Raw genomic sequence first — 20,725 nt, forward strand, 5'->3', positions numbered from 1 at the left:
GTGGGATGGCGGTATTGCGTACGCGGGCGACAGCATCGGAAATCGGTGAAAGCCCTTTCGCTGTCCAAATCGAAATGGGCGCACACACTATCGTGGGAGATGAGCCTGCCAGCGCCGGCGGTGGGGGACTTGGTCCGAACCCGTTCGAGCTGCTAACCGCCGCCCTGGCTGAATGCACCGCCATGACCATTCGGTGGTTCGCCCGTCAGCAAGACTGGCCGCTTGAGTATGTGGAGGTGGTGGTCGATCACGCGAAGAAGCGGTTCGCGGACTCATCGACCGCTGTCGATGTCTTCGAGAAGACCATCTTCATCCGAGGCGCCGAGCTCGACGATGCGCAACGCGCGCGATTGGTCGACGTCGCCGCCAAGTGCCCCGTTCAACGCATTCTGGAAGGCACCCCTGTCTTTGATACGAAGCTCGGGCGATCGCTTGATGAGGTTTTGGACAGATGACCCTGGCTTCACCAAAGGACTTCGGACGCCTTGATCCCGGAGGTGCCTCGACCGAGCAGAGTGCGCCCTTGCTTTTGCCATCAGTTCGCCGACCGGGCCTTCTCTCCGTAAGCCTGGTCATGGCGGGCTTCACGGCGATGAGCGTTCACGTTGGCCTGCTGGCGGCAGGCGTGCCGTTTCCGCTGCCTCGGCCACCCCTCTGGGCTCAATGGCTGAATGAATCCTTTATTGCGGGTGGGTTGCTTTTCTTCCTCATGCTCGCCCACCCGAGAATCGGTCATCGCAACATCATGGCGCGAATTGCCATCACATTCGTGATCGTGGCCACCATCCAGGAAACGGTCCGCGTAGCAGTCATGAGCGGGATCGTCACTGGAGGATGGGCATATTCGGCGATCGGCCTCATTCGACCTCTGATACGCGTCTTCATCCTTGCAGTCACATGCGTTGTCGGCGTCCGATGGGTTCGCAATGTTCCCTCGCTGTTGATCGCTGCCTTAGTGATCGCTGCAATCAGTACAGCCGCTCGAAAATTCATAGCCTATGCGCTTGATCCTCTCATCCAACATTTCGCTTGGCTGGCGCGGCCCGACCTTTATGCGTTTCCATACCCCTTACATATCACCGCCGCCGCTTATCTGACCTTCGCTGAAGCTGTCGCAGGCTCGGTGATGATGACCGCGCTCATCTGGGACTCGCTTCCTGGATCAAAGTTAGTCCGCCTGCTGGCTGTTGCCCTCCTCGTGGCACTCATCAAGGGCGTGGCAGGTAGCACAGCCTTGTACAGCGCCTTCACCGGCGAGACTGTACTGCTGGGTGCGATAAGTTGGAGTCAGTTTTTTCTAGAGTTTCTTACGCTCGGCGCCCTCGCGGGTCTGGCTTGGGACGCGCTTGGTCGCGAGCGCCCGGCAGCACGTAGGAAGGCTCAATGAGCAAGTCAGCCAGTACAATCACTTTTCCCCTTTGTTGGAGACGATCATGCAAAACCGTCCTCATTCTTCGTCACGCCCGGTTATGGCGACCGACTTAGAGACCTGCTCCATTATTCTCAGGCCGTGCGTATCGGCGATCGCGTGGAAATCTCCGGTCAGGGCGGTTGGAACGACGATCTTGTCGTAGCCGCGGACCTCGAAGACGAGATCGCGCAAGCCTTTCGGAATGTTGAGCGCATTCTCTCCACCGCAGGGGCGAGTTGGGCGAACGTGGTGCATGTGAACTCGTATCACGTTGGCGGCTTCCCGCCGGTGGTCAACGAGACGATGGCAGCGCTATTCAGACGCTACATGCCCGACCATGCGCCGATCTGGACGCAGATCGGTGTCGACGCACTTGGTCTTCCGGAAATGCGGATCGAGATCAGGGTGACCGCGATCGTGAGATGACAAGACGGTACCAACGGGAGCGTCGGCAGGCGGTTATCAGTACCTCCATTATCAATGAGTTCTAGCACCGATGAGCGATCCAAAGTCCGGCATGACTGTGCCGCAGCGCACCATTTCTTTCCCATCCTCGATAAGCGGCCCCGCTCGTGCTGCGCTGGAACGTCTTATAGGTGCCGACGGGAGCGCGCTTAACGCGGCCTTCGTCGCACCCAGCCCCGACGACCATCAAGCATGGCTGCGCGTCAAGGCTGCGGTCGACGGGAAATATGCCGACGCAGTGAAAGGGTTGGCTGGACGACTTCGTTCGGCGATCGAAACCGTCAGGACCGGCTCTGCCACCGTTCATGTTGCGACACCCGAAACGCCGTCGAACGCAGATCGCGCATACATCGATCTCCACGGTGGCGCGCTCGTCTTCGGCGGGGGCGAGGCATGCCGCGCCGGAGCGCGGATGCAGGCTGACCAGCACGGCGTGAAATGCTATGGCGTGGATTACCGCACGCCCCCGGAGCACCCTTATCCTGCCGCGCTGGACGATGGCCTAGCGGCCTATCGCTACGTCCTTGAGCGTCATCGACCTGAGGATATTGTCATCGGCGGACGTTCGGCAGGCGGCAACCTCGCTGTCGCGATGCTGCTCCGGGCGCGGGACGAGGGGTTGCCGTTCCCGGCCGGGCTGGTGCTCTTGTCGCCTCAAGTCGATCTGACGGAATCCGGCGATAGCTTCCAGACCAACCGATTGGTTGATCTGGTGCTGCCCGGCTCCCTGATGAAGAGCAACCTCCTTTACGCGGCCGGTGCGGATCTCTCCCAGCCCTATTTGTCTCCGTTATTCGGCGACCTGGACGGCTTTCCACCAACATTCCTGCAGTCGGGTACCCGCGACCTCTTTCTGTCCAACACGGTGCGCATGCACCGCGCGCTGCGTAGGGCAGGCGTGGCGGCTCAACTGCACGTCTTCGAAGGGATGCCCCACGGAGGCTTTGGCGGCACGGCGCCAGAGGATTTCGAACTGCTGAACGAACTCTCCGATTTCGTGCGACTGCGATGGACGGATGGCAAGGCATAGGCTTCAGTCCTGGCCTCTTCCAAGGCGAGCGCTGAAGCATGACCTTTTCCGGTTGAGGCGCGGATGCAGCGATTCTGGTTTAAGTCTGCCATCGAGCTTCGGCTGCTCACATCGCGAATACGCGATCTCATCCAGCGTGATGCGTGACCGAGTTCTTTTCTGATATATCGTGTTCGTGAGGGCAAGACGTCAATCGGTTCCAGATGATCGCGCCTACTGGCCGCCTGGCTCAGCACCGGCGCGCCGGCATCGTCGACGTTCAGCGCCAGACTGTGCGCCAGACGTCTATTCGCTTCAGAGGAACTGCCGCCAGACACCAATGGATCGACCGTAAAGCGATCGGGGATAGGCGCGGGAACGCTCGCCTGCCCATGGGCGTCTTGGTTGTATCAGGCTCAAGGATTGACACGATGGTGCGCGCCGCATCGACATCGACCAGAACGCCGCCGGCCAAAGCGCCGGCCCGTTGGCATGTTGGCGATGCCGGGGAACTGGTGGGACGCGCGGCGTCCAAGATGCTGGCCGGCTGGGGACGCGCCGACCGGACGCCCCCCGACCTGTGAAGATCGCAACCTATAACGTGAACGGTATCAACGGCCGGCTGCCGGTCCTGCTGCGCTGGCTGGCGGAGGCCGAACCCGACATCGTCTGCCTGCAGGAATTGAAATCCCCCGACGAGCGCTTCCCCGAGAGCGCGATCCGCGACCTTGGCTATGATGCGATCTGGCACGGGCAGAAAAGTTGGAACGGGGTCGCGATCCTCAGCCGCGTCGGCGAGATCCACGAGACCCGGCGCGGGCTTCCCGGCGACCCGGACGATACACACAGCCGCTATATCGAAGCGGCCGTCAACGGCATCCTGATCGGCGGGCTCTATTTGCCCAACGGCAATCCGCGGCCTGGCCCGAAATTTGATTATAAGCTGAGATGGTTCGAGCGCCTGACCAAGCATGCAAGCGGCCTGCTCGACAGCGGTCTGCCGGTGATGCTGGCCGGCGACTTCAACGTTATGCCGACCGAGTTGGACGTCTACAAACCCGACCGCTGGCTCGACGACGCGCTATTCGCGCCCGAGGTGCGCGCGGCTTATTTCCGGTTGCTAGATCAGGGCTGGACCGATGCACTGCGCGCACTTCATCCCGGCGAGACGATTTATACATTCTGGGACTATTTCAGGACGCCTATGCGCGCAACGCCGGGCTGCGCATCGACCATCTGTTGTTGAGCCCGCCGCTCTCCAACCAGCTCGTTGATGCACAGGTCGACGCGCATGTCCGGGGGTGGGAAAAGACCAGCGATCATGCGCCGGTCTGGATCGAGCTGGCCAACAAGCCGGTTGCGCGGCCCCGGCGCAAGTCCGCAGCCGATCCTGCCCTTGCCATCACATCGAGAAGGACGCCCCCGCGATGATCGGCCTTGCCCAGGAGATGACCTATGTGGTGCGCACCGCTGAGCCGTCGGCGCCCAGTGCGGGGTCGCCGCTCGGAACCCGGCAATATTGGCAGGTGAGCGAAGCGACCCTTGAAGGGCCGCGCATCCGCGCCGCGCTTGCCGCGACGGGCGGCGACTGGATGGCGATGGGCTCTGACGGCTTCTGGCGCCCGGACGTGCGCGCCCAGTTCCTGACGGACGATGGTGCTTTCCTGTTCATGCACTATCGCGGCCTCGTCGAGCAGACCGATGCGTTCAAGGCCGCAGCTGAAGCCGACCGCGAGACGCGGTTCGAGGAGCAGTATATTCGGCTCGCCATCGCGTTCGATACCGGCGATCCACGCTATGCCTGGCTCAACACCAGCCTGTTCGTCGCCCAAGGGCGGCTGCTCGGGACCGGCCGCATCCAATATGCGGTGTATCGGATCACTTGAGCCTGACGCAGATCGTTCGCCGCTGCTCTCCCTGTAAGCCAAGCCACTCGCAAAAACAGGTCATGGTCATGATTTCGCCGATTTCGGGCGGACGCGCGCGATCTCAGACATCTTCCGGTCCCGAAGCGGTTGCGCCACGCCGTTTTCCTCTAGCCGAGCTTGGCGGCGATTTTTCCGGTTGGCTGTGTTCCGCCCTCCGCAGATTCCGACTTTTTCCGGCCAAGTCCGATGGCTTTCGCAAGTGAGCTGCGTTGCTCGGCATAATTGGGAGCAACCATCGGATAATTCGCTGGGAGATCCCATTTTTCGCGATATTCCTGCGGCGTCATACCGTAGCGCGTTCGCAGATAGCGCTTCAGCATCTTGAGCCTGGCGCCGTCTTCGAGGCAAATGATGTAGTCAGGCTTGACCGAGGATCGGATGGGGACGGCCGGTTCGGGCTTTTCCTTAACCGCGACCGCTGGCTTCGTTACCGATCGAAAGGCATCATGCACCGACCGGATCAGGGCTGGCAGCTCGGAGGCGGGGACGCTGTTGTTGGATACGTGCGCCGATGTGATTTCAGCGGTAAGCCCGATCAGAATCTGGGCGGTATCGGTGTCGCTCGTGGGCATCACGGCTCCTTTGGATCGAGAAAGCGCAGGCATAGTTTGGTCGCGGATCTGCGCAAGCCGCTTTGGCGACGGTAGCAAGCGCGCACCCGCCATAGCGCCAAACCGGGGCGCACCCATACCAACCAGGGCCGCCCCTTCATAGGCGCTTGGCCAGGCTTTCGTATAAGTGATGACAACCGTATTGGGTGCAACTGAGTGTTATTCCGCCAAGAGCCCCAAGCTGGCACATCGGAAGCGCCTGCTTTACGGCGCGGTATCGGCGAGGCATCCCCCACCTGCAGCATCCTGTCGCCGACCATCACCATTTTGACCGGCTTCAGGCTGAAAAAATCCCCTTGAAACCGGAAAAGCCGATACTAATTCAGACCTTGCCGGACGCCGTTCGGGTCCGGTGGGACAAAGAGGGCGTCGGCTCTTCCACACCGACGCTTCTCAAGCCCAGATTGCTTCAATCGGAGGATTTGGAAATGAGAACCAACTTCGACTTCGCGCCCTATCGGCGCTCTACCGTCGGCTTCGACCGCCTCTTCAACCTGCTTGAGGCAGGGGCACGTGACGACGACGGTTATCCGCCTTTCGACATCCTGAAGGACGGCGAAGACAGCTATCGCATCACCGTCGCGGTCGCCGGCTTCCGTCCTGAGGATATAGAGGTGGTCGCCCAGCAGAACCTGCTCACCGTTTCCGGAAAGCGCGCCGAAGATGCCGACCGGGGCGAGTATCTGCATCGCGGCATTGCGGCGCGTGCGTTCGAGCGGCGCTTCCAGCTTGCTGACTTCATCGAGGCGGGCGAAGCGCGCGTCGAGAACGGCCTGCTCTCGATCGCGCTCAAGCGTGTGGTCCCCGAGGCCATGAAGCCGCGCAAGATCGCGATCGCCGGCAGCACCGCGGCGAACGACCGCATCGCACATCAGGAGCGGGCGCTCGAAGCGGCCTGATCATCGTCTGGCCTGCCGGTGAAGACCGGCAGGCCTATGTTGCCAGTGAAATCCAAAGGCGCGGCGAAGCCGATGCTCCGCCGCGCTGTCATTACGCGTGGGATGCGCCTGGTTGATCGAGCACCCGCAGCGCCGCCATCACCTCATCGACTGAAAACGGCCGTTTGACGCCGGGGGGCCGACGCAGCGCAGGATTGTCCATCACCGCCACGCGGTCGGATGCCCAGGACGCAAGCAGAGCCCGTTTGACCTCAGGCTCAAGCGTCGGATGATGCGCCACATCGAAGGGATGCAGCAGTCGGGAAAATGGTTGCGACATATCCTGTCTCCTTTCTCTCGTCGCTCCTTCTCCAGTCGGGCAGCATGTGCCCGGCGTTGATTTTGCAATCCGCCTGGCGGGCGTCAAGGGGGCGTGCAGCACTGCTTTCGATGCGACCCAAAGATGCCTTGCAGAGAAATCTGTCTCGACATTGCGCGATGTCATGCCACCTTGCCCCCATGTCCGCCTTGTTCCGACTATCAGGCGCGGTGCGCTCCGCCCCCGAGGTAGCCGCGTGGTTCGGGGCATCGGGAGCGGGGCAGCGCCGGTTCATCGAGCCCTGGTTCGATCGCATTCGCGCGTGTGGCGCGGACGTGGTCGAACTATTGCATGACGGGCATCCGACCGCCTGCATCCAGGACGCGGCATTCGCCTATGTCGATACGTTCGCCGCCCATTCGAACATCGGTTTCTTCCACGGAACGGAGCTGCCGGACCCTGCCGGACTGCTCGAGGGGACGGGCAAACGCATGCGTCATGTCAAGCTGCGCTGGGGCCGGGAGACAGATGACGTTGCGCTGCAGGCACTGATCGATGCGGCCTATCGCGACATTCGGATGCGGCTTGGGCGCTGAGTGCTATACGCCACGCCTGCCTGACAGGCGCTTCGCGTTCGAGGTGACGCCCTTGTGAACAGGGGCCAAAGCTTCGCCCGGGACGGTGGCCAGCGCTGCAAGCGCGGCGATATTGCGCTCGGCCATGCGAATATAGTCCGTTGGCCACAGCATCCCTCCGCCTGTGACCTTGCCGAGATCGCGCGCATTGCCCTCGGCGGCCGCCTGCAGTTTGCGCGCGGCGGAGGAAAGCGAGCGCTGCGAACGGCCGAACGCTTCGGTCTTCTCGGACACCATCCGATTTAACTCGAGGGTGTCGGCGGTCCAGGGGTTTCGTATTGCGTCGGAAATCATCGGTAGGCGCGCCCCGAGAACGGAAGGGACGCTCGCCGCCGTCTCGAACAAGGCAATGTTCGCTTGCGCCATTGTCCATGGCCAGAACCAGAGTGCCGAGGCGTCCTTCATGCTCAACATTGTCCGTTGTTCCCTTCCACATGCGACAGCGCTTTAGTCACCTGGATACGGCCAGTATTTTGGATATTACAAGAAAGCGGTGGTCACGTCTTGCCGGGATTTGTTCTGCGTTCGCGCCAGCTCGATCTCCTGAGCGTCTCGCCTGGCCTTGTTCACCAGTGGGCTACCGCGACATCGTCGCGTCCTTGATCTGGCACGTGCCGGCTTCAGCAATCCATGAGGCACTTCAACGCCGAGGATATCGTGGGAAGGGGGGCGCCTACAGGTGTCCCGGGAGCTAATTCGGCAGGACGCTTACCCGGCCGTGGGGCTGTTCCCGATCTATCAGGCGCAGCGCTTGCGCGCGGGCAGGGTCTTGCCAGGGCGCTCGCTTCGAGGCGCGATTCCCGCGGATCTCGCCTCGTTGACGGGAGGCGCGTCAGGGTGGGCTCGTTGCCTGCGAGAATCTCGGACGTATGCCGTTGGTCGCATCGATGCCCAACTGCTAGTCTATCAGAGGACAAAACAGGATTCGGGAATCAAGATGCTGCAGGGCTGGATCCTCTTCCATCATGAACTGGATCCCGCGATCCCCGAAGTCCCGGAAGTTTTCCGCTTTCAGGAAGCGGCGAGTGCCATGGGCATCGATCTCGCCGTCTACGACCCCCATCGCTTCGATCTGGTCGTGGGCGGGGACGAGGACTGGGCGGTCACCTATGACGACAGCCCGATGACGCGGCCGGACTTCATCATCTGCCGGACCGGCGCCGAAACGGATTATTACACCCTCGCGCTGCTTCGCCACTTCGAGCGGCGCGGCGTCCGACTGATCAACGGCCCAGCCACGATCGAGCGCGTCGCCGACAAGCTTCATACGCTCCAGAGCCTCAATCGGGCCGGCCTGCCTATCCCACGCACGATCCTCGGAACCTTCCCGATGGATGTCGACCTCGTCGAGCGCGAGCTTGGTTTCCCAGTGATCGTCAAGACGCTCAAAGGCACGCGCGGGGCCGGCGTCCTCAAGTGCGAGAATCGCAGCCAGTTCGAGGATCTGGCCGGGCTGCTCGAAAGTGCCGAGGCAAAGGCCGACTTCATCCTGCAGCATTATGTCCGGGCGAGCCATGGCCGGGATGTTCGTGTCCTAGTCGTCGGCGGACGTGTCGTGGCGGCCATGGAGCGCCGATCGCTAACCGGCGGTTTCAAGTCCAATGTCTCCTTGGGCGGTGTCGGCGTCGCCTATAATCCGCCGCCCGAGATGGCAGAACTGGCCGTCAAGGCAGCGGACATTCTGGACCTCGATATCACCGGGATCGACATCCTCTTTGACGAAGAAGGCTATCGGATCTGTGAGGCCAATTCCGCCCCCGGCTTCCAGGGGCTGGAGCGTGCCAGCGGGCTCGACGTGCCCGCCACGATCCTTGAATGGATTGGTGCCACGCAGGACTCACCTATGCCCGCGCCGGCCGCTGAAGAGAGCAGCGTGCTCGCGGACATGATTTTTGGCGGCCGCACAGGCCTGCGCGCGATCACGGATCGCAACGATCAATTCCGCGGCTTTGCAAGCGCGATGGGCGTGCGGCTCTTCGGTGCCAGTATGAGCTGTCTCGGGCAGGCGCTTGCGCCGACACTGCTCGTCGACGCAAGGAGCCGCACAGGAGTTGGATTGCGCGCCTTGTTCGAAGGCCGCTCGCACGTCGACCTCTCGGCTCTTGACGACAGTGAGCAGGAAAGGACGCTCATCATAGTCATGGCGCTCGCGATCTGGGCCGCGATCCTCCCATGGATCGCTGGTGCCGGACCCATGGCCAGCGGGTTCCTGTCGCTTATGGCTCTCGGGTTTCCATTGCTATATGCGATTACTGCTCCATCGGGACGTGTTGGGCGATCGGTATCAGCACGCGCTAACAGCGATCGTAGCTGATGGATTTTTCCGCGATCCCCTGGGCCGAACTTGCGCCTTTCATCCTGATCGGCGTCTTCGCTCAGACCGTCGATAGCGCTTTGGGCCTGGGTTTCGGCGTTTTGTCGAACTCGCTGCTTGTCCTGTCGGGCGCGCCTCCGATTGCCGCCTCATCGGCGACCCGCACGGCGGAAAGCTTCACCACCGGTGCCGCCGGCATGGCCCACATCCTCCAGCGTAATGTCGACTGGCCGCTCTTCGCACGCCTCGCGGTGCCGGGGGTGATCGGCGGGGTGGCTGGTATCTGGGTGCTCTACTTCCTCAAGAGCGACATATTGCGACCGGTGCTGCTCGTCTATCTCATTGCCGTCGGCGCCTATCTGCTCTGGCGCGCACCGCGTCGCCCGCTTGCCTTCCGTCGCATAAGACTGGTCGCTCCCCTCGGCTTCCTCGGCGGTTTTCTCGACAGTTCTGGAGGCGGTGGCTGGGGACCTCTGGTGACAGGAAATCTTCTTGCGCAAGGCATGACCCCGCGGATGGCCGTCGGCACCGCCAATGCAGCCGAGTTCTTTGTGACCGTGACCGTCCTTACCGCCTTCGTCGGCATTCATGGCCTTCATTTTACCGATGCCGCGACCGGCATCCTGATTGGTGGCCTCGTGGCGGCGCCGCTCGGCGCTTGGCTGACCCGTCAGATAGCGCCCAAGCTGCTATTGCAGCTCGTCGGTGTCCTCCTGGTGGGCACCAGCATCTGGAGTCTCGCCTCGCTGATGTTCGATCGTTTGCCCGTCTTCCCACGCATCTGAGATTCAATCCATCCGCACAGATGGCTGTGGTTCCGTTCGGCAGCGCTTTGGCTTTCAAAAGAGGCCAGCAGATCTCACGACTGGGGAGTCGATGCGATATTTCTCCATGGCTGGCCATGGGGTTCAAAATATTAATCAACGGTAACACAGAAGTGCAGGGCTATTTCCTTAGCCGTCCTGAACCCAGCGGAAAGGATGCAGATATTGTTGCCAGTCTCAATCACGCCGCAGTAACAAAACTAGGGCTCAAGGAACTACGCAATGCAGAAACCTATCCCGTGGAAAGCGCCGGCCGCTATCGCCGTCAAGCGGCGGGGAGAGGCTGAGTTTCATCCGAAGATCGCGGGTCTGACACTCAATGCGGCTTTGGACTATGCGATCAACGTTGATCTCCCGTCCGGTGAAGCTATATGCCTATGGGTCAACTGGCATGGTGAGGAAGTTTGGGTACAGGGCAAGCGCATTCTCCAACTCGCTGCCGATCCTGATCGTCCGCCCCTGGCCTCAAGCTGACGCCTCCGTCGCAGTCTCAATCGCCTGAACTGGATCCGGTTTCTTGCGGATGTACCAAGGCATTGTTCCTAGTCGCGACCGAGCGTGACCAGGTGGCAGGCCGATTGCATCAGGACCGGTGACCGTTGAATTGAAACGGCTCTTAATTTTCTTCGCTGGGCCGCGCGACCGTCGTCCTTTTGATCGATGAATTTCCTCAGGGTAACGTTGCCGGCGCCCCAGGCGCCCCGGCCGATCCTATTTACAGGTCATTCTGACGATCTGAGGGCCGGTGGCGCTTCGCCACCGGGAGAGCATTAGCGGCTACGACGTTGTCCTCGAACGCTCGGACTTACTCGAAGGATTTTGTCATGGCCGATACCCAGCTTGCCACCGAAGAAACCAACCGGCTGATCGCATCTAACAAGGTTGAAGGGACTAGCGTTTACAACCGTGCGGGCGAGAAGCTCGGTTCCATCTACAATTTCATGGTCGAGAAGCGGTCCGGTCGGGTCGAATACGCCGTTCTCCAGTTCGGCGGGCTGTTCGGCCTCGGCAGCGATTATTATCCACTTCCGTGGGAAGTGCTCACCTATGAGACCGATCAGGGCGGATATGTCATCGATCTCGACAAGGCGGTGCTTGAGAAGGCGCCTCGTTATGCAGGTAATGACGAACCGCCTTTCGATCGCGACTATGGCCGGGAGGTCTACGGCTATTACGGCGTCAGTTATCCCTATTGACCTTGAAGGCGGCCGGTCGATGGTCCGGCCGCCTTCAAAGACGGGTTCTTCTCCGGATGACGCCGGAATGACGCGCCGAATTTCAAACGGGCAGGGAGCGGGCTCTGGTCGCAGGCACTAATCCAACCCGTCTAGTGATATCAGGTGTCGTATGCGGCGTTGCCGTCCGGGCCGCGCGATGATCCTACATGATACCGTGCATGAACGGCCGGCGATACCGGCGCGGGAGACGCGGATCGACCAGACTTGGAAGCGCTTGTTCTCGGCAATCTTGGGCATTGGCCGTTGGCTGATGTCCGCTGCGCTCCAAGCAAGAGGTTCGGCGCGCTCGGCGACATTCCTTATATCCCGTCATACGCCGACGGACAGTCGGCCGGTTAGCGTGACCTGCTGCATCATCCGGCAACGATGGTTAATGCTGCGAGGGATTGCGCCGCGGCAAAAATTGCGGGAGCGTGTTGGGCATGCGGAGATGGCCAATGTCGGCAGCGCTCCCATCGAACAATCATTGTGGGATGCACACTGTCACACCACGTGTGGCCTGGGAAATCGTCAGTTGTCGTCGAGTGGTTCGCCTTTGCGAGCGGCTGCGCGACGCAAGGCCGTTCCCAAAAGACGTGGATCATGCACAGGGCGATCCCATCTTGCCGCATCGCTGAGCGCGGTGAGATCCTCCATGTGGGTCAGGAAGGTATAAACACGGTTGACGATCTCGATCATCAGGGTCTTCATCTCTGCATCCGAAATTCGGGAGAGCTCAGTCCAGGGGATATCACCGAAAGGCGTCACGACTTTCACGTCACTGAAGTCACCCAAAAGACTGTCCGGCCTCATCCCGGCATGCAATTCCTCAAGCCGACTGTTGCGCACACATTGCTCAACGAGCGCAAGTGCGATCCGCCGTGCTGCCCGGTCGGGAATGGGTTCGTTTGCCATGGCGTCATCTCTCGATTTCCGGGAAAATGGCCCGCCCTTGGTTCGGCGACAACCTCTGCTGCCTGTGCTGCCCGAACTCCTTCATAAGGCCGGCAATGGGCCTGAACACGCTGCCGGCCCAAATTTTACGCGTTGAGCTTGTCCTTTACCGCCTTGGCGGGCGTGAAGGTCAGCTTCCTGGACGCGGCAATCTGGATGGTTTCACCAGTCGCCGGATTCCGGCCTTCGCGGGCCGCTGTCTCTTTGACCTTGAACTTGCCGAATCCATTGAGCGAAATCTCCTCGCCCCCCGCTGCGGCTTCGGCGATGGCGGCGAATACGGCGTCAACCGTCTTGCGCGCATCAGCCTTGCTGACTCCGGATTCGGCCGCCAGCGTGTCGGCAAGGTCACTATTGTTCATACAAAACTCCCATTTTCGTTGCTGTGTTTCGGTGAGGGCCTGGCGGTCTATATCTTTGCCTTCGGTTCGGCCAGCGTTTCCTGATCAACGGCTTGCCGGAAGGGTTTCGGACATTCTGAAGCAAAGCCTCGGGCCGCTCAGCCACTAATCTATTCAGGCCACGCCGGTTTCGCTTATATTTTAATCATGATGGGGAAGAACGATTCGCGCCAAGGTTCTTTGTTTGTCGATGGCGATCTGCCGTCGGTGGAACGCACTACCATGGCAGACAAACAAATTTCCGGTTCCCTGCGCGAGGTACGCGGTGAAGATTTCCACATGCGTATCCAGCGCCATCCGGCGCCACAGGGCCTTTTCCGGAGAACGTGGCGCAGGCTAATCGGCGAGCGGTGAAGGCGAACGATTTCGCGCTACTGTCAGGTCTTCATCCGGGCTAGGCGCTCGATGATCGGGCATTCGGGCCGAACATCGCCATGACAGGCCTCGACCAGTTCGTTCAGCGCCGTTCTCATTGCCTCAAGCATGGCGGCCTTGCGGCGAAGCTCCTCGGCACGCGCCAATGCCAGCGCCTTAACATCCCTGCTCGATCGCCCTCGGTCCTGCCACAAGCCGAGGAGGGAGCGGATTTCCTCGATCGGGAAACCAAGGTCACGGGCATTGGCAATAAAGCGGAAGCGATGAACGTCCGCGTCCGAATAATCGCGATAGCCGCTGTCCCGCCGTACCGGCGGCGGGACGAGACCGATCTTTTCGTAGTGACGGATCATCCGCTGCGACACGCCGCTTGCCTGCGCGGCCTGCCCGATGTTCATGGATTGCCTCTGTCGAGCCGCACGACGTTGAGCCGCAGCGCATTGGTGACCACCGTGAAAGAGGAAAGGGCCATGGCGGCACCCGCAAACATGGGCGACAGCAGGATGCCTGCCACCGGATAGAGCACGCCTGCCGCGACCGGCACGCCAATGCCGTTGAACAGGAACGAGAAGAAGAGGTTCTGGCGGATGTTTGCCATGGTCGCGCGGGCGAGCCGGCGCGCCCGGACCATCGCCGCGAGATCACCCTTCGTGAGGGTCAGCCCGGCGCTCTCGATGGCGACGTCGGTGCCTGTACCCATCGCGATCCCCACATCCGCCGCGGCGAGCGCCGGCGCGTCGTTGATGCCGTCGCCCGCCATGGCGACGCATCTGCCATTCGCCTTCAGCTCAGCGACGATGCGCGCTTTGTCGTCGGGTTTGAGATCTGCATGGACCTCATCGATGCCGCCGATCGCGTTTGCGACCGCCTCGGCCGTGCGGCGGCTGTCCCCGGTCAGCATGACAATGCGCAGGCCCTCCTCATGAAGCGCGGCGAGGGCCTCGCGTGTCGATGCCTTGATCGGATCGGCGACCGCAATCAGACCTGCAGCCTTCCCGTCGACAGAGACGAACATGACACCAGCTGCGCTCGCCCGATGGCTTTCGGCCGCAACATTGAGCAGCGAGATGTCTGCGCCGACCCTGTGCATCTGTGCGGCGTTGCCGATTGCGATCGCGCGCCCGCCGACGGTCCCGCTGATTCCCGTGCCGGTTTGCGATCCGAAATCGTCGTCGTCATCCAGCACGAGCCCAAGATCACGCGCAGCCGCGACGATCGCCACGGCAAGCGGATGCTCGGAACGCTGCTCCAGAGCGGCAGCAAGCGCCAGCACCTCATCGGCTGCAAATCCTTGGGCGGGGTCGATCGCTACGAGCTTCGGCTTACCCTCGGTGAGCGTGCCGGTCTTGTCGATCACCAGCGTATCGACGCCGTCGAGGGCTTGCAGCGCCTCCGCATTCTTGACCAGCACGCCGGCCTGCGCGCCGCGTCCGGTGCCGACCATGATCGACATCGGCGTTGCGAGGCCCAGCGCGCATGGGCACGCGATGATGAGGACGGCGATTGCGTTGAGCAGCGCGTGGCCGAAGCGCGGCTCCGGCCCGACCAGGCTCCAGACGATGAAAGTCGCGATCGCCACCAGCACAACCGCAGGAACGAACCAGCCGGCGATGCGGTCGGCCACAGCCTGGATCGGTGCGCGACTGTGCTGCGCTTCTGTCACCATCGCGACTATGCGCGCCAAAACGGTGTCCGAACCGATCGCCTGTGCTTCCATGACGAGGCTGCCGGTGCCGTTGACCGTGCCGCCGGTGACCGCCGCGCCGGCCGACTTGGGCACAGGCGCCGGCTCGCCGGTAAGCATCGATTCATCGACGGACGAGCGTCCGTCCGTCACGACGCCGTCGACCGGGATCGACTCGCCTGGGCGCACACGCAACCGCTCCCCTTTGGCGATGTCCGCCAACGGCACGTCGCTCTCGGTCCCGTCGGAGCCGATGCGCCGAGCTGTCTTGGGCGCGAGATTGAGCAGAGCGCGAATGGCGCGGCCGGTGGATGCGCGCGCCCGTAACTCCAGGACCTGGCCGAGCAGCACGAGCGCGACGACGACGCCCGCCGCTTCGTAATAGACCGGGACCATGCCACCGTGCGCGCGGAATGCGTCCGGGAAGATACCGGGTGCGAGGGTGGCGACGAGGCTGTAGAGGAACGCGGCGCCGACGCCGATCGCGATCAAAGTGAACATATTATAGTGGCGGCTCTTCAGCGAGGCCCAGCCGCGCTCGAAAAAGGGCCGTCCACCCCACAGCACGATCGGCGCGGTGAGCGCGAGCTGCACCCAAGGCGACCAGCGCATGGGCACAAGGTGCAGCCCAACCATTTCACCCCCCATCGAGAGCAGCAGCAGCGGTACGGCGAGAATGCCGCTCACCCAGAGGCGGCGGGTGAAATCGACCAGTTCCGGGTTCGGCCCTTCGTCACCGCTTGGCTCGACGGGCTCCAGCGCCATGCCGCAGATCGGGCAGGTGCCGGGGCCGTTGCGACGGACCTCGGGATGCATCGGGCAGGTCCACGTCCCGGAAGCCGATGCGGGAGGGGAGGGCGGCGATTGCGGCGTCAGATATCTCGCGGGATCGGCAACAAATTTTGCCCGGCATCCCGCGCTGCAAAAATGAAAGGTGGCGCCATCTCGCTCGACATGATGCTGCGTCTTGTGGGGATCCACGCGCATTCCGCAGACAGGATCCTTCACCTCGCGTGCGGGCTCGGCATGCGGGGAGCAATCGCCGTCATGGCCATGATGATCGTGCATCGCCTTTCTCCTTTGTCATAGGAAATAAGGTCTGACATCATGTCAAGGTCAAGTCATGGGATAGGCCGTGCAAGGCGCCTGATAGAGGCGGTCGCCGTTCGACGGCAAAGTGACGTCACTCGAGCAAACGACGTCTGGCAACCTCCATTGGGCAGCCGAGATGCATTAGTTGGTTGCCGGCGGCGCGGGTAGGGGATAGCGTATCCTCAGATTGGTCGTACGGCGCACCTTCTGAATAGTTGCAAGTGCCGCAGAACCCGATACTCCGAAAAGCTTGCCAATCTCTGCGCCGCTCCAACCGTCCCGATCATGTAGTTCCAGCATTTCCTCGCCAAGAGCAAATCTCTCTGCCCGTGCTTCCGCTGCCTGGCTGACCATTTTCACATAACGGGCAAGAGATGGTCCCAGAAGTTCAAGTGCCAGAGGCTCGGGGGCCCCGGTCCACTCGTCATGGAGACGCCAGCCATAGCGATCCATGGCTGCGGCTATCTCACAGTAACAGACATTGCCAAGATTGGGCAGGCGAATGATACTTGATCGTGAGCAACGCGACAGATCGCTCAAATGCATCTGTTCGATCGATGTGTGTGCTACCGTGGATTCGGGGTCATCATTTCTGTTCAAATGTCCAAGGCAGTTGCGTGTCCGAGTGGAAATAACGTGCCATGCCTCGAGCGCAAGAACCGCGACATCAACTCGCCTTCGCGTTATTTCCAGATCAATTTGAGACATTGTCGGTGTGCAGGCTCCCGGCTACCTAGATATCAAGAACACTCCATAGCGTGGAGTAATATCTACCATCTTTGCGGATGGTGACGAGAGCATCGCTCGAGCTCGATCCGTTCGCACATGCCTGACGTCCGACTGCTGTTCGTTATCAAGGAGAGCTTGGATCTGGTGGATACCCAGATCGGCCCCCAGAGTATCAGGCTTCATGCATCGCGATTCTCTCGTGAAAGTCTGGCAACTCAGCCCGTCGGGGCAGTTGCGGGCCCTGCCGGGAGCAGGTGATCGCGGCGGCCTCCACTGCGAAATGAATCATTCGCGAAACTGACCGGCCGAAAGCGCCGCTTTGTCTTCCGCCCGATCGACGCCGTCTTCGTCGAGCCTCACAGCAACGCAGATTGATAGGTACCGCCCGCGCCGACCATATCGATGACGTCTGTCGGAACGGCCTCAATCTCGGACACCGGCCATTCGCGGGCAGGGTCACGTTCTAAGCGGATCGAAGCTCAAACCAAGCCGGGTCTGCCAGTCAACCCGGCTCAGTTGAAGAAGAGAGATGCCATAGGCAAGCGCGATGCCGATGCTTACCGCGCCCGTTCTGTTGCCCGGAAACAGATGCCAGGCGGCGAGCACAAACACAATGCGCATTGCCAGGTGAACGAGGCCGAGCGGATGGCCGATGGTCCAAGAAAAGACTACCCAATGGAGTGCGAAACCAATGCCGACGCTAATGGGAAACAGGGCCGGGGCGTAGATCCAGACAGGGATATGAATGGCCCAGGTCGACAGCGCCATAATCCGCGCCATAACGGACAAACGCAGAAGCGGATTTTCGGATGGTGCGCTCATGTCTTCACCCCGCAGGCGCCCGACAAGCAGGCCAAGCGGCATGATCGCCCAGAAACAAAGGGCAAGCACCAGATTGTGGAGCGGTGGCGCAACCGCAAGAGTTAGAAGCGCGACCGCCGAGTAAACGATCAAGCCTGTTATCGGAAGCGCGAGCGATCCCTTGCGCCGCACTATAAAATCCACACGCATCTCATCGAAAGTCATGGCCGAATCCTCTGGTCTTGTCCTTCCGAGGTCGAAAGCCGAGCCCACACTATTCGGCCTTTTCGCCTTTCGCCTTGCAGCATGCGCTCTGCGCACAATCCCGCTATCCAGCGCTCTCCCTCAAAAAGCGGCCGCTAGCCCGGCCTGGATTTTGTCCAAGCCGGCTAGCGGCCGGCGGCCTTGTCGCTTTCGAGCGTCCCGAGAATATCGGATGCAATCACATCCATCTCATGCTCCGCCGCCAGGCGCTCGGCCAACGCGACTAGCGGCGCGGGGTCCGTATATTGGTTGGGCCTGGCTCCCTCCCACACCAATGGCTTTCGACCTCCATCCAGCAGGTGAAGGAAGAATGTTCCCATAGGCTGATCCCACCCTATCCAGATGATGCAGGGGCTATCATCGACTAGCGCATAGGCGTGACGCGACATGAGACGGTCCTATTTCTCTGGCGAATGAGGGCTTTCTCGGCGCTGCAATTCGTGCTCGATCGCTTCGGGAATAAAGAGCGCCAGCGATAGCCAACCGGTGTCCATAAGCGGCGATGGTGTCGATTGACGGCCCGAAAGGCAAGGCACTTCCGCCGTTTTCTTGTACCGCTCAAAGCCTGACAGGATCGACAATACCGATCATCTCAGTTGCCATTCCGGCACTGGCGCAAGTCTGCGCGCTCAAGGCTTGGGTTCCCCGATTGAGCGAGCAGGCTTGCGGCCGCATCCTGCCTCGCTGCTCTGAATAGTCTTTTTGACGAAGAATTCCTCGCGACCGATCCATCGTTTGTGCAGTGCAGCAAAAAGATCTTGCCGGCAAGCCTCGTCATGATACTCTTTTCCTCAGGAGCACCATCCTGATAAACTATGGCCTGCTGCAGTTCCCAGCCTGTGGCGGGCCATTCTTTGTTGGCAGATCGACGAGAATCACCATGCTGGCGGTCAGAGCAGCCATGGCGTGATGGCGCGTGCAACTTGCCAGGCACATTGATCGAGCCCGCCATGGCCGCCCTACCTGACCCTTTTGCTATCAACTGTCTGGGCTATGTGGCAGCTGGTGCAGCGCAAAGCCACTTACGCCCGCTGGTTCTATGCCGCCGCGCAATTCCATGCTCGGGATATGGTAATCCCCGTAGTTCTGCTTTCGGTATGGAATGGGAGGTGTCGTTTCCAGCGTGCGCATCCGTTCGCGTAACTCGCGAGCCGTAGCCGCGAAGCGCATTTCGTCGAATCGGTCGGTGCTGTAGGTCACAAAGGGTGGCAGCACGTCGTAGCCGGGGTAGTAAAGAATCCCGTGATTGATCGGGAACAACAGATCGTCGATCGGACCATTCACGCCGCGGGCGGAGTAGTGCTCTTCCCAGCCTCCGGCCGCCACGATCAGCATCGCGCGCTTACCCGCCATGACGCCTTCACCATAGCGGTCGCCCCAGCGCCTGTCGCTATGCTCGCCGACGCCGTAGGCGAAACCATAGGCATATACCCGATCCACCCAGCCTTTTAGGATGGCAGGCATGGCGAACCACCAGAGCGGGAACTGCAAGATCAGCGTATCGGCCCACTGTAGCTTGTCGATCTCGGCTTTTACGTCGTCCGTCAGGGTGCCGGTCGCAAAAGCAGTTTTCGAGGCGGCTACCGGCAGCAGTCGCTCATTGGAGGCGAGGGCGGGGAAATCGGCGCGATCGACCTGCGATTTCCACTGCATCGCATAGAGGTCGGAAACTTTGACCTGATGTCCCGCCGCTTCGAGCTCCCGGATCGCCACATCACGCAGAGAGGCAGAAAGGGATTTCGGTTCGGGATGAGCGAAAACGATCAGGATATTCATAGTGTTCACCTGCTTGCGGCCGACGAGTCTCCTGCAAGCTAGGCGGTGGCAAATTGATCCGGTATAGACAGGGTCAAGATAGTATAATGCCGAAAAATGGATCAATCTCACGTCACACTTGAGCGCATGCGCACCTTCATCCGCGTCGCCGATCGCGGAAACCTCTCGGCGGTCGCGCGCGAGATGAATATCGGCCAATCCAGTGTCACCCGGCATCTTCGTGAACTGGAGGATGCTTTGGGCGTGGTGCTGTTCAGCAGGACGACGCGGCGGGTGGCGCTGACCGAGGAAGGTCGCCGGTACTACACCAACGCGATCCAGATACTCCACCTTGTCGAACAGGCCGGCGATGAAGCGAGACGCGCACGCGAATCACCGGCCGGCACGGTGCGGGTATCTTGCACGGCGGCGCTCGGAGTCCGCTATATCAGTCGGCTGATCTTTGCCTTTCAGGATCGCTATCCCGAGATTGCCGTCGATCTGAACCTGACCGACGAACGCATCGATCTCGTTCGGGAAGGCGTGGACATAGCCATCCGCCTCGGCCCCCTGACCGACAGTTCCATGAAGCTGCGGGCGCTTGGAGATAGCCGGCGCATCCTCGTCGGTTCGCCAGATTACCTGGCGCTCCACGGGCGACCTTCGGCGCCCGAAGGCCTGGTGAACCTTGAAGGTATCCGTATGTGGAATATCGCGGGCAGCGATACGCTGACGCTGGAGGGCCCCAACGGCGATACCCATGTGGTGCCCTTTGGCGGACGCCTTCGTCTCGATCACGGGCTTGCGGCGCGCGAAGCTTATCTCGCCGGTCGCGGCATTGGTCCGGCTCACATCTGGCTGGTTGACGACCTGCTTTCCGAAGGGCTGCTCGAAACGATTCTCCCTGATCAGGCGCCTCCATCCGTGCCGCTCAACATGCTGATCGTGCCGGAACGCGCAGGGATCGTACGCGTACGCCTGCTGGTCGAATTCCTGGCCAGGGAGGTGCTGGCTATCCCCGGCATCGAGCGCCCGCTCGGCCTCTAGGCCAAAGGATCG

Annotated in this window: 25 protein-coding genes and 1 pseudogene; 15 read left to right on the forward strand and 11 right to left on the reverse strand. The window is 61.2% G+C overall.

The features are described from left to right. Window positions 1-5: 5 nt before the first annotated feature. From DI605_RS15045 to DI605_RS15075, 7 genes and pseudogenes are all read left to right on the forward strand, one after another. Complete coding sequence (locus tag DI605_RS15045) at window positions 6-455, forward strand: OsmC family protein (RefSeq protein ID WP_293975515.1); 450 nt, start codon at window positions 6-8, stop codon at window positions 453-455. Next, window positions 452-1,387 carry a hypothetical protein gene (locus tag DI605_RS15050; RefSeq protein ID WP_293975517.1) on the forward strand — a complete coding sequence of 312 codons (936 nt, stop codon included), beginning with the start codon at window positions 452-454 and terminating at the stop codon, window positions 1,385-1,387. The genes DI605_RS15045 and DI605_RS15050 overlap by 4 nt, the downstream gene beginning before the upstream one ends. Window positions 1,388-1,489: 102 nt before the next feature. Next, the gene (locus DI605_RS15055) at window positions 1,490-1,837 is read left to right on the forward strand and encodes a RidA family protein (RefSeq protein ID WP_293975632.1); all 348 of its coding nucleotides are present in this window, start codon (window positions 1,490-1,492) and stop codon (window positions 1,835-1,837) included. A 70-nt stretch (window positions 1,838-1,907) separates the two neighbouring features. Then, a complete protein-coding gene (locus DI605_RS15060; RefSeq protein WP_293975519.1) occupies window positions 1,908-2,906 on the forward strand; it encodes an alpha/beta hydrolase in 999 nt (332 codons plus the stop codon). Window positions 2,907-3,316: 410 nt separating this feature from the next. Next, the gene (locus DI605_RS15065; protein WP_293975521.1) at window positions 3,317-3,469 is read left to right on the forward strand and encodes a hypothetical protein; all 153 of its coding nucleotides are present in this window, start codon (window positions 3,317-3,319) and stop codon (window positions 3,467-3,469) included. Further along, window positions 3,466-4,316, forward strand: a pseudogene (gene xth / locus DI605_RS15070) (exodeoxyribonuclease III). The gene DI605_RS15065 and the pseudogene xth overlap by 4 nt, the downstream one beginning before the upstream one ends. Then, a complete protein-coding gene (locus DI605_RS15075) occupies window positions 4,313-4,771 on the forward strand; it encodes a DUF3237 domain-containing protein (protein ID WP_293975522.1) in 459 nt (152 codons plus the stop codon). The pseudogene xth and the gene DI605_RS15075 overlap by 4 nt, the downstream one beginning before the upstream one ends. Window positions 4,772-4,920: 149 nt before the next feature. Here the strand turns inward: DI605_RS15075 and DI605_RS15080 are convergent, their stop codons facing one another. Continuing rightward, complete coding sequence (locus DI605_RS15080; RefSeq protein ID WP_293975524.1) at window positions 4,921-5,385, reverse strand: MucR family transcriptional regulator; 465 nt, start codon at window positions 5,383-5,385, stop codon at window positions 4,921-4,923. 467 nt (window positions 5,386-5,852) lie between these two features. Here DI605_RS15080 and DI605_RS15085 point away from each other — a divergent pair, with 467 nt between their 5' ends. Then, a complete protein-coding gene (locus tag DI605_RS15085) occupies window positions 5,853-6,323 on the forward strand; it encodes an Hsp20 family protein (protein ID WP_293975526.1) in 471 nt (156 codons plus the stop codon). A 91-nt stretch (window positions 6,324-6,414) separates the two neighbouring features. Here DI605_RS15085 and DI605_RS15090 read toward each other — a convergent pair whose 3' ends face one another. Continuing rightward, window positions 6,415-6,642: a hypothetical protein gene (locus DI605_RS15090; RefSeq protein WP_293975528.1), complete on the reverse strand. Its 228-nt coding sequence runs from the start codon at window positions 6,640-6,642 to the stop codon at window positions 6,415-6,417. Between DI605_RS15090 and DI605_RS15095 the strand changes: the two genes are divergently transcribed. Beyond that, window positions 6,630-7,217, forward strand: coding sequence for a DUF1801 domain-containing protein (locus tag DI605_RS15095; protein ID WP_293975530.1), 588 nt, complete (start codon window positions 6,630-6,632; stop codon window positions 7,215-7,217). The two genes, DI605_RS15090 and DI605_RS15095, sit on opposite strands and share 13 nt — an antisense overlap. A 3-nt stretch (window positions 7,218-7,220) precedes the next feature. Here the strand turns inward: DI605_RS15095 and DI605_RS15100 are convergent, their stop codons facing one another. Next, complete coding sequence (locus DI605_RS15100; RefSeq protein ID WP_293975532.1) at window positions 7,221-7,670, reverse strand: hypothetical protein; 450 nt, start codon at window positions 7,668-7,670, stop codon at window positions 7,221-7,223. Between the two features lie 523 nt (window positions 7,671-8,193). Here DI605_RS15100 and DI605_RS15105 point away from each other — a divergent pair. The 4 genes from DI605_RS15105 to DI605_RS15120 all read left to right on the forward strand — a co-directional run bounded on the left by DI605_RS15105 (window position 8,194) and on the right by DI605_RS15120 (window position 11,590). Then, a complete protein-coding gene (locus tag DI605_RS15105; RefSeq protein WP_293975534.1) occupies window positions 8,194-9,570 on the forward strand; it encodes a RimK family alpha-L-glutamate ligase in 1,377 nt (458 codons plus the stop codon). Then, window positions 9,570-10,355 carry a sulfite exporter TauE/SafE family protein gene (locus DI605_RS15110; RefSeq protein ID WP_367120059.1) on the forward strand — a complete coding sequence of 262 codons (786 nt, stop codon included), beginning with the start codon at window positions 9,570-9,572 and terminating at the stop codon, window positions 10,353-10,355. Before DI605_RS15105 ends, DI605_RS15110 begins: the two co-directional genes overlap by 1 nt. 261 nt (window positions 10,356-10,616) lie before the next feature. Further along, on the forward strand, window positions 10,617-10,868 hold the full coding sequence (locus tag DI605_RS15115) for a hypothetical protein (protein ID WP_293975536.1): 252 nt from the start codon (window positions 10,617-10,619) through the stop codon (window positions 10,866-10,868). A gap of 350 nt (window positions 10,869-11,218) precedes the next feature. Beyond that, on the forward strand, window positions 11,219-11,590 hold the full coding sequence (locus DI605_RS15120; RefSeq protein ID WP_293975538.1) for a PRC-barrel domain-containing protein: 372 nt from the start codon (window positions 11,219-11,221) through the stop codon (window positions 11,588-11,590). A 552-nt stretch (window positions 11,591-12,142) separates the two neighbouring features. On the opposite strand, the gene DI605_RS15125 is transcribed toward DI605_RS15120, so the two are convergent. Both DI605_RS15125 and DI605_RS15130 read right to left on the reverse strand, forming a co-directional pair. Continuing rightward, window positions 12,143-12,526, reverse strand: coding sequence for a hypothetical protein (locus tag DI605_RS15125; RefSeq protein ID WP_293975539.1), 384 nt, complete (start codon window positions 12,524-12,526; stop codon window positions 12,143-12,145). A 125-nt stretch (window positions 12,527-12,651) separates the two neighbouring features. Beyond that, window positions 12,652-12,927 (reverse strand): HU family DNA-binding protein, encoded by a 276-nt coding sequence (locus DI605_RS15130; RefSeq protein ID WP_293975541.1) that lies wholly within the window; start codon window positions 12,925-12,927, stop codon window positions 12,652-12,654. Between the two features lie 186 nt (window positions 12,928-13,113). On the opposite strand from DI605_RS15130, the gene DI605_RS15135 reads away from it, so the two are divergent. Next, window positions 13,114-13,320, forward strand: coding sequence for a hypothetical protein (locus tag DI605_RS15135; protein WP_293975543.1), 207 nt, complete (start codon window positions 13,114-13,116; stop codon window positions 13,318-13,320). 23 nt (window positions 13,321-13,343) lie between these two features. On the opposite strand, the gene cueR is transcribed toward DI605_RS15135, so the two are convergent. The 6 genes from cueR to DI605_RS15165 form a co-directional block, all read right to left on the reverse strand. Then, on the reverse strand, window positions 13,344-13,739 hold the full coding sequence (cueR, locus tag DI605_RS15140) for a Cu(I)-responsive transcriptional regulator (RefSeq protein WP_293975545.1): 396 nt from the start codon (window positions 13,737-13,739) through the stop codon (window positions 13,344-13,346). Further along, window positions 13,736-16,093 (reverse strand): heavy metal translocating P-type ATPase, encoded by a 2,358-nt coding sequence (locus DI605_RS15145; protein ID WP_293975547.1) that lies wholly within the window; start codon window positions 16,091-16,093, stop codon window positions 13,736-13,738. Before DI605_RS15145 ends, cueR begins: the two co-directional genes overlap by 4 nt. A gap of 165 nt (window positions 16,094-16,258) precedes the next feature. Continuing rightward, the gene (locus DI605_RS15150; protein ID WP_293975548.1) at window positions 16,259-16,825 is read right to left on the reverse strand and encodes a hypothetical protein; all 567 of its coding nucleotides are present in this window, start codon (window positions 16,823-16,825) and stop codon (window positions 16,259-16,261) included. Between the two features lie 477 nt (window positions 16,826-17,302). Next, window positions 17,303-17,872, reverse strand: coding sequence for a hypothetical protein (locus tag DI605_RS15155; RefSeq protein ID WP_293975550.1), 570 nt, complete (start codon window positions 17,870-17,872; stop codon window positions 17,303-17,305). A 164-nt stretch (window positions 17,873-18,036) separates the two neighbouring features. Continuing rightward, complete coding sequence (locus DI605_RS15160; RefSeq protein ID WP_293975552.1) at window positions 18,037-18,231, reverse strand: hypothetical protein; 195 nt, start codon at window positions 18,229-18,231, stop codon at window positions 18,037-18,039. A gap of 658 nt (window positions 18,232-18,889) precedes the next feature. After that, window positions 18,890-19,687 (reverse strand): NAD(P)H-dependent oxidoreductase, encoded by a 798-nt coding sequence (locus tag DI605_RS15165; protein ID WP_293975554.1) that lies wholly within the window; start codon window positions 19,685-19,687, stop codon window positions 18,890-18,892. A gap of 126 nt (window positions 19,688-19,813) precedes the next feature. Between DI605_RS15165 and DI605_RS15170 the strand changes: the two genes are divergently transcribed. Further along, on the forward strand, window positions 19,814-20,713 hold the full coding sequence (locus DI605_RS15170) for a LysR family transcriptional regulator (RefSeq protein ID WP_293975556.1): 900 nt from the start codon (window positions 19,814-19,816) through the stop codon (window positions 20,711-20,713). Window positions 20,714-20,725: the final 12 nt, after the last annotated feature.

The organism is Sphingomonas sp. (genome assembly GCF_003248515.1).
GTDB lineage: Bacteria > Pseudomonadota > Alphaproteobacteria > Sphingomonadales > Sphingomonadaceae > Sphingomonas_I.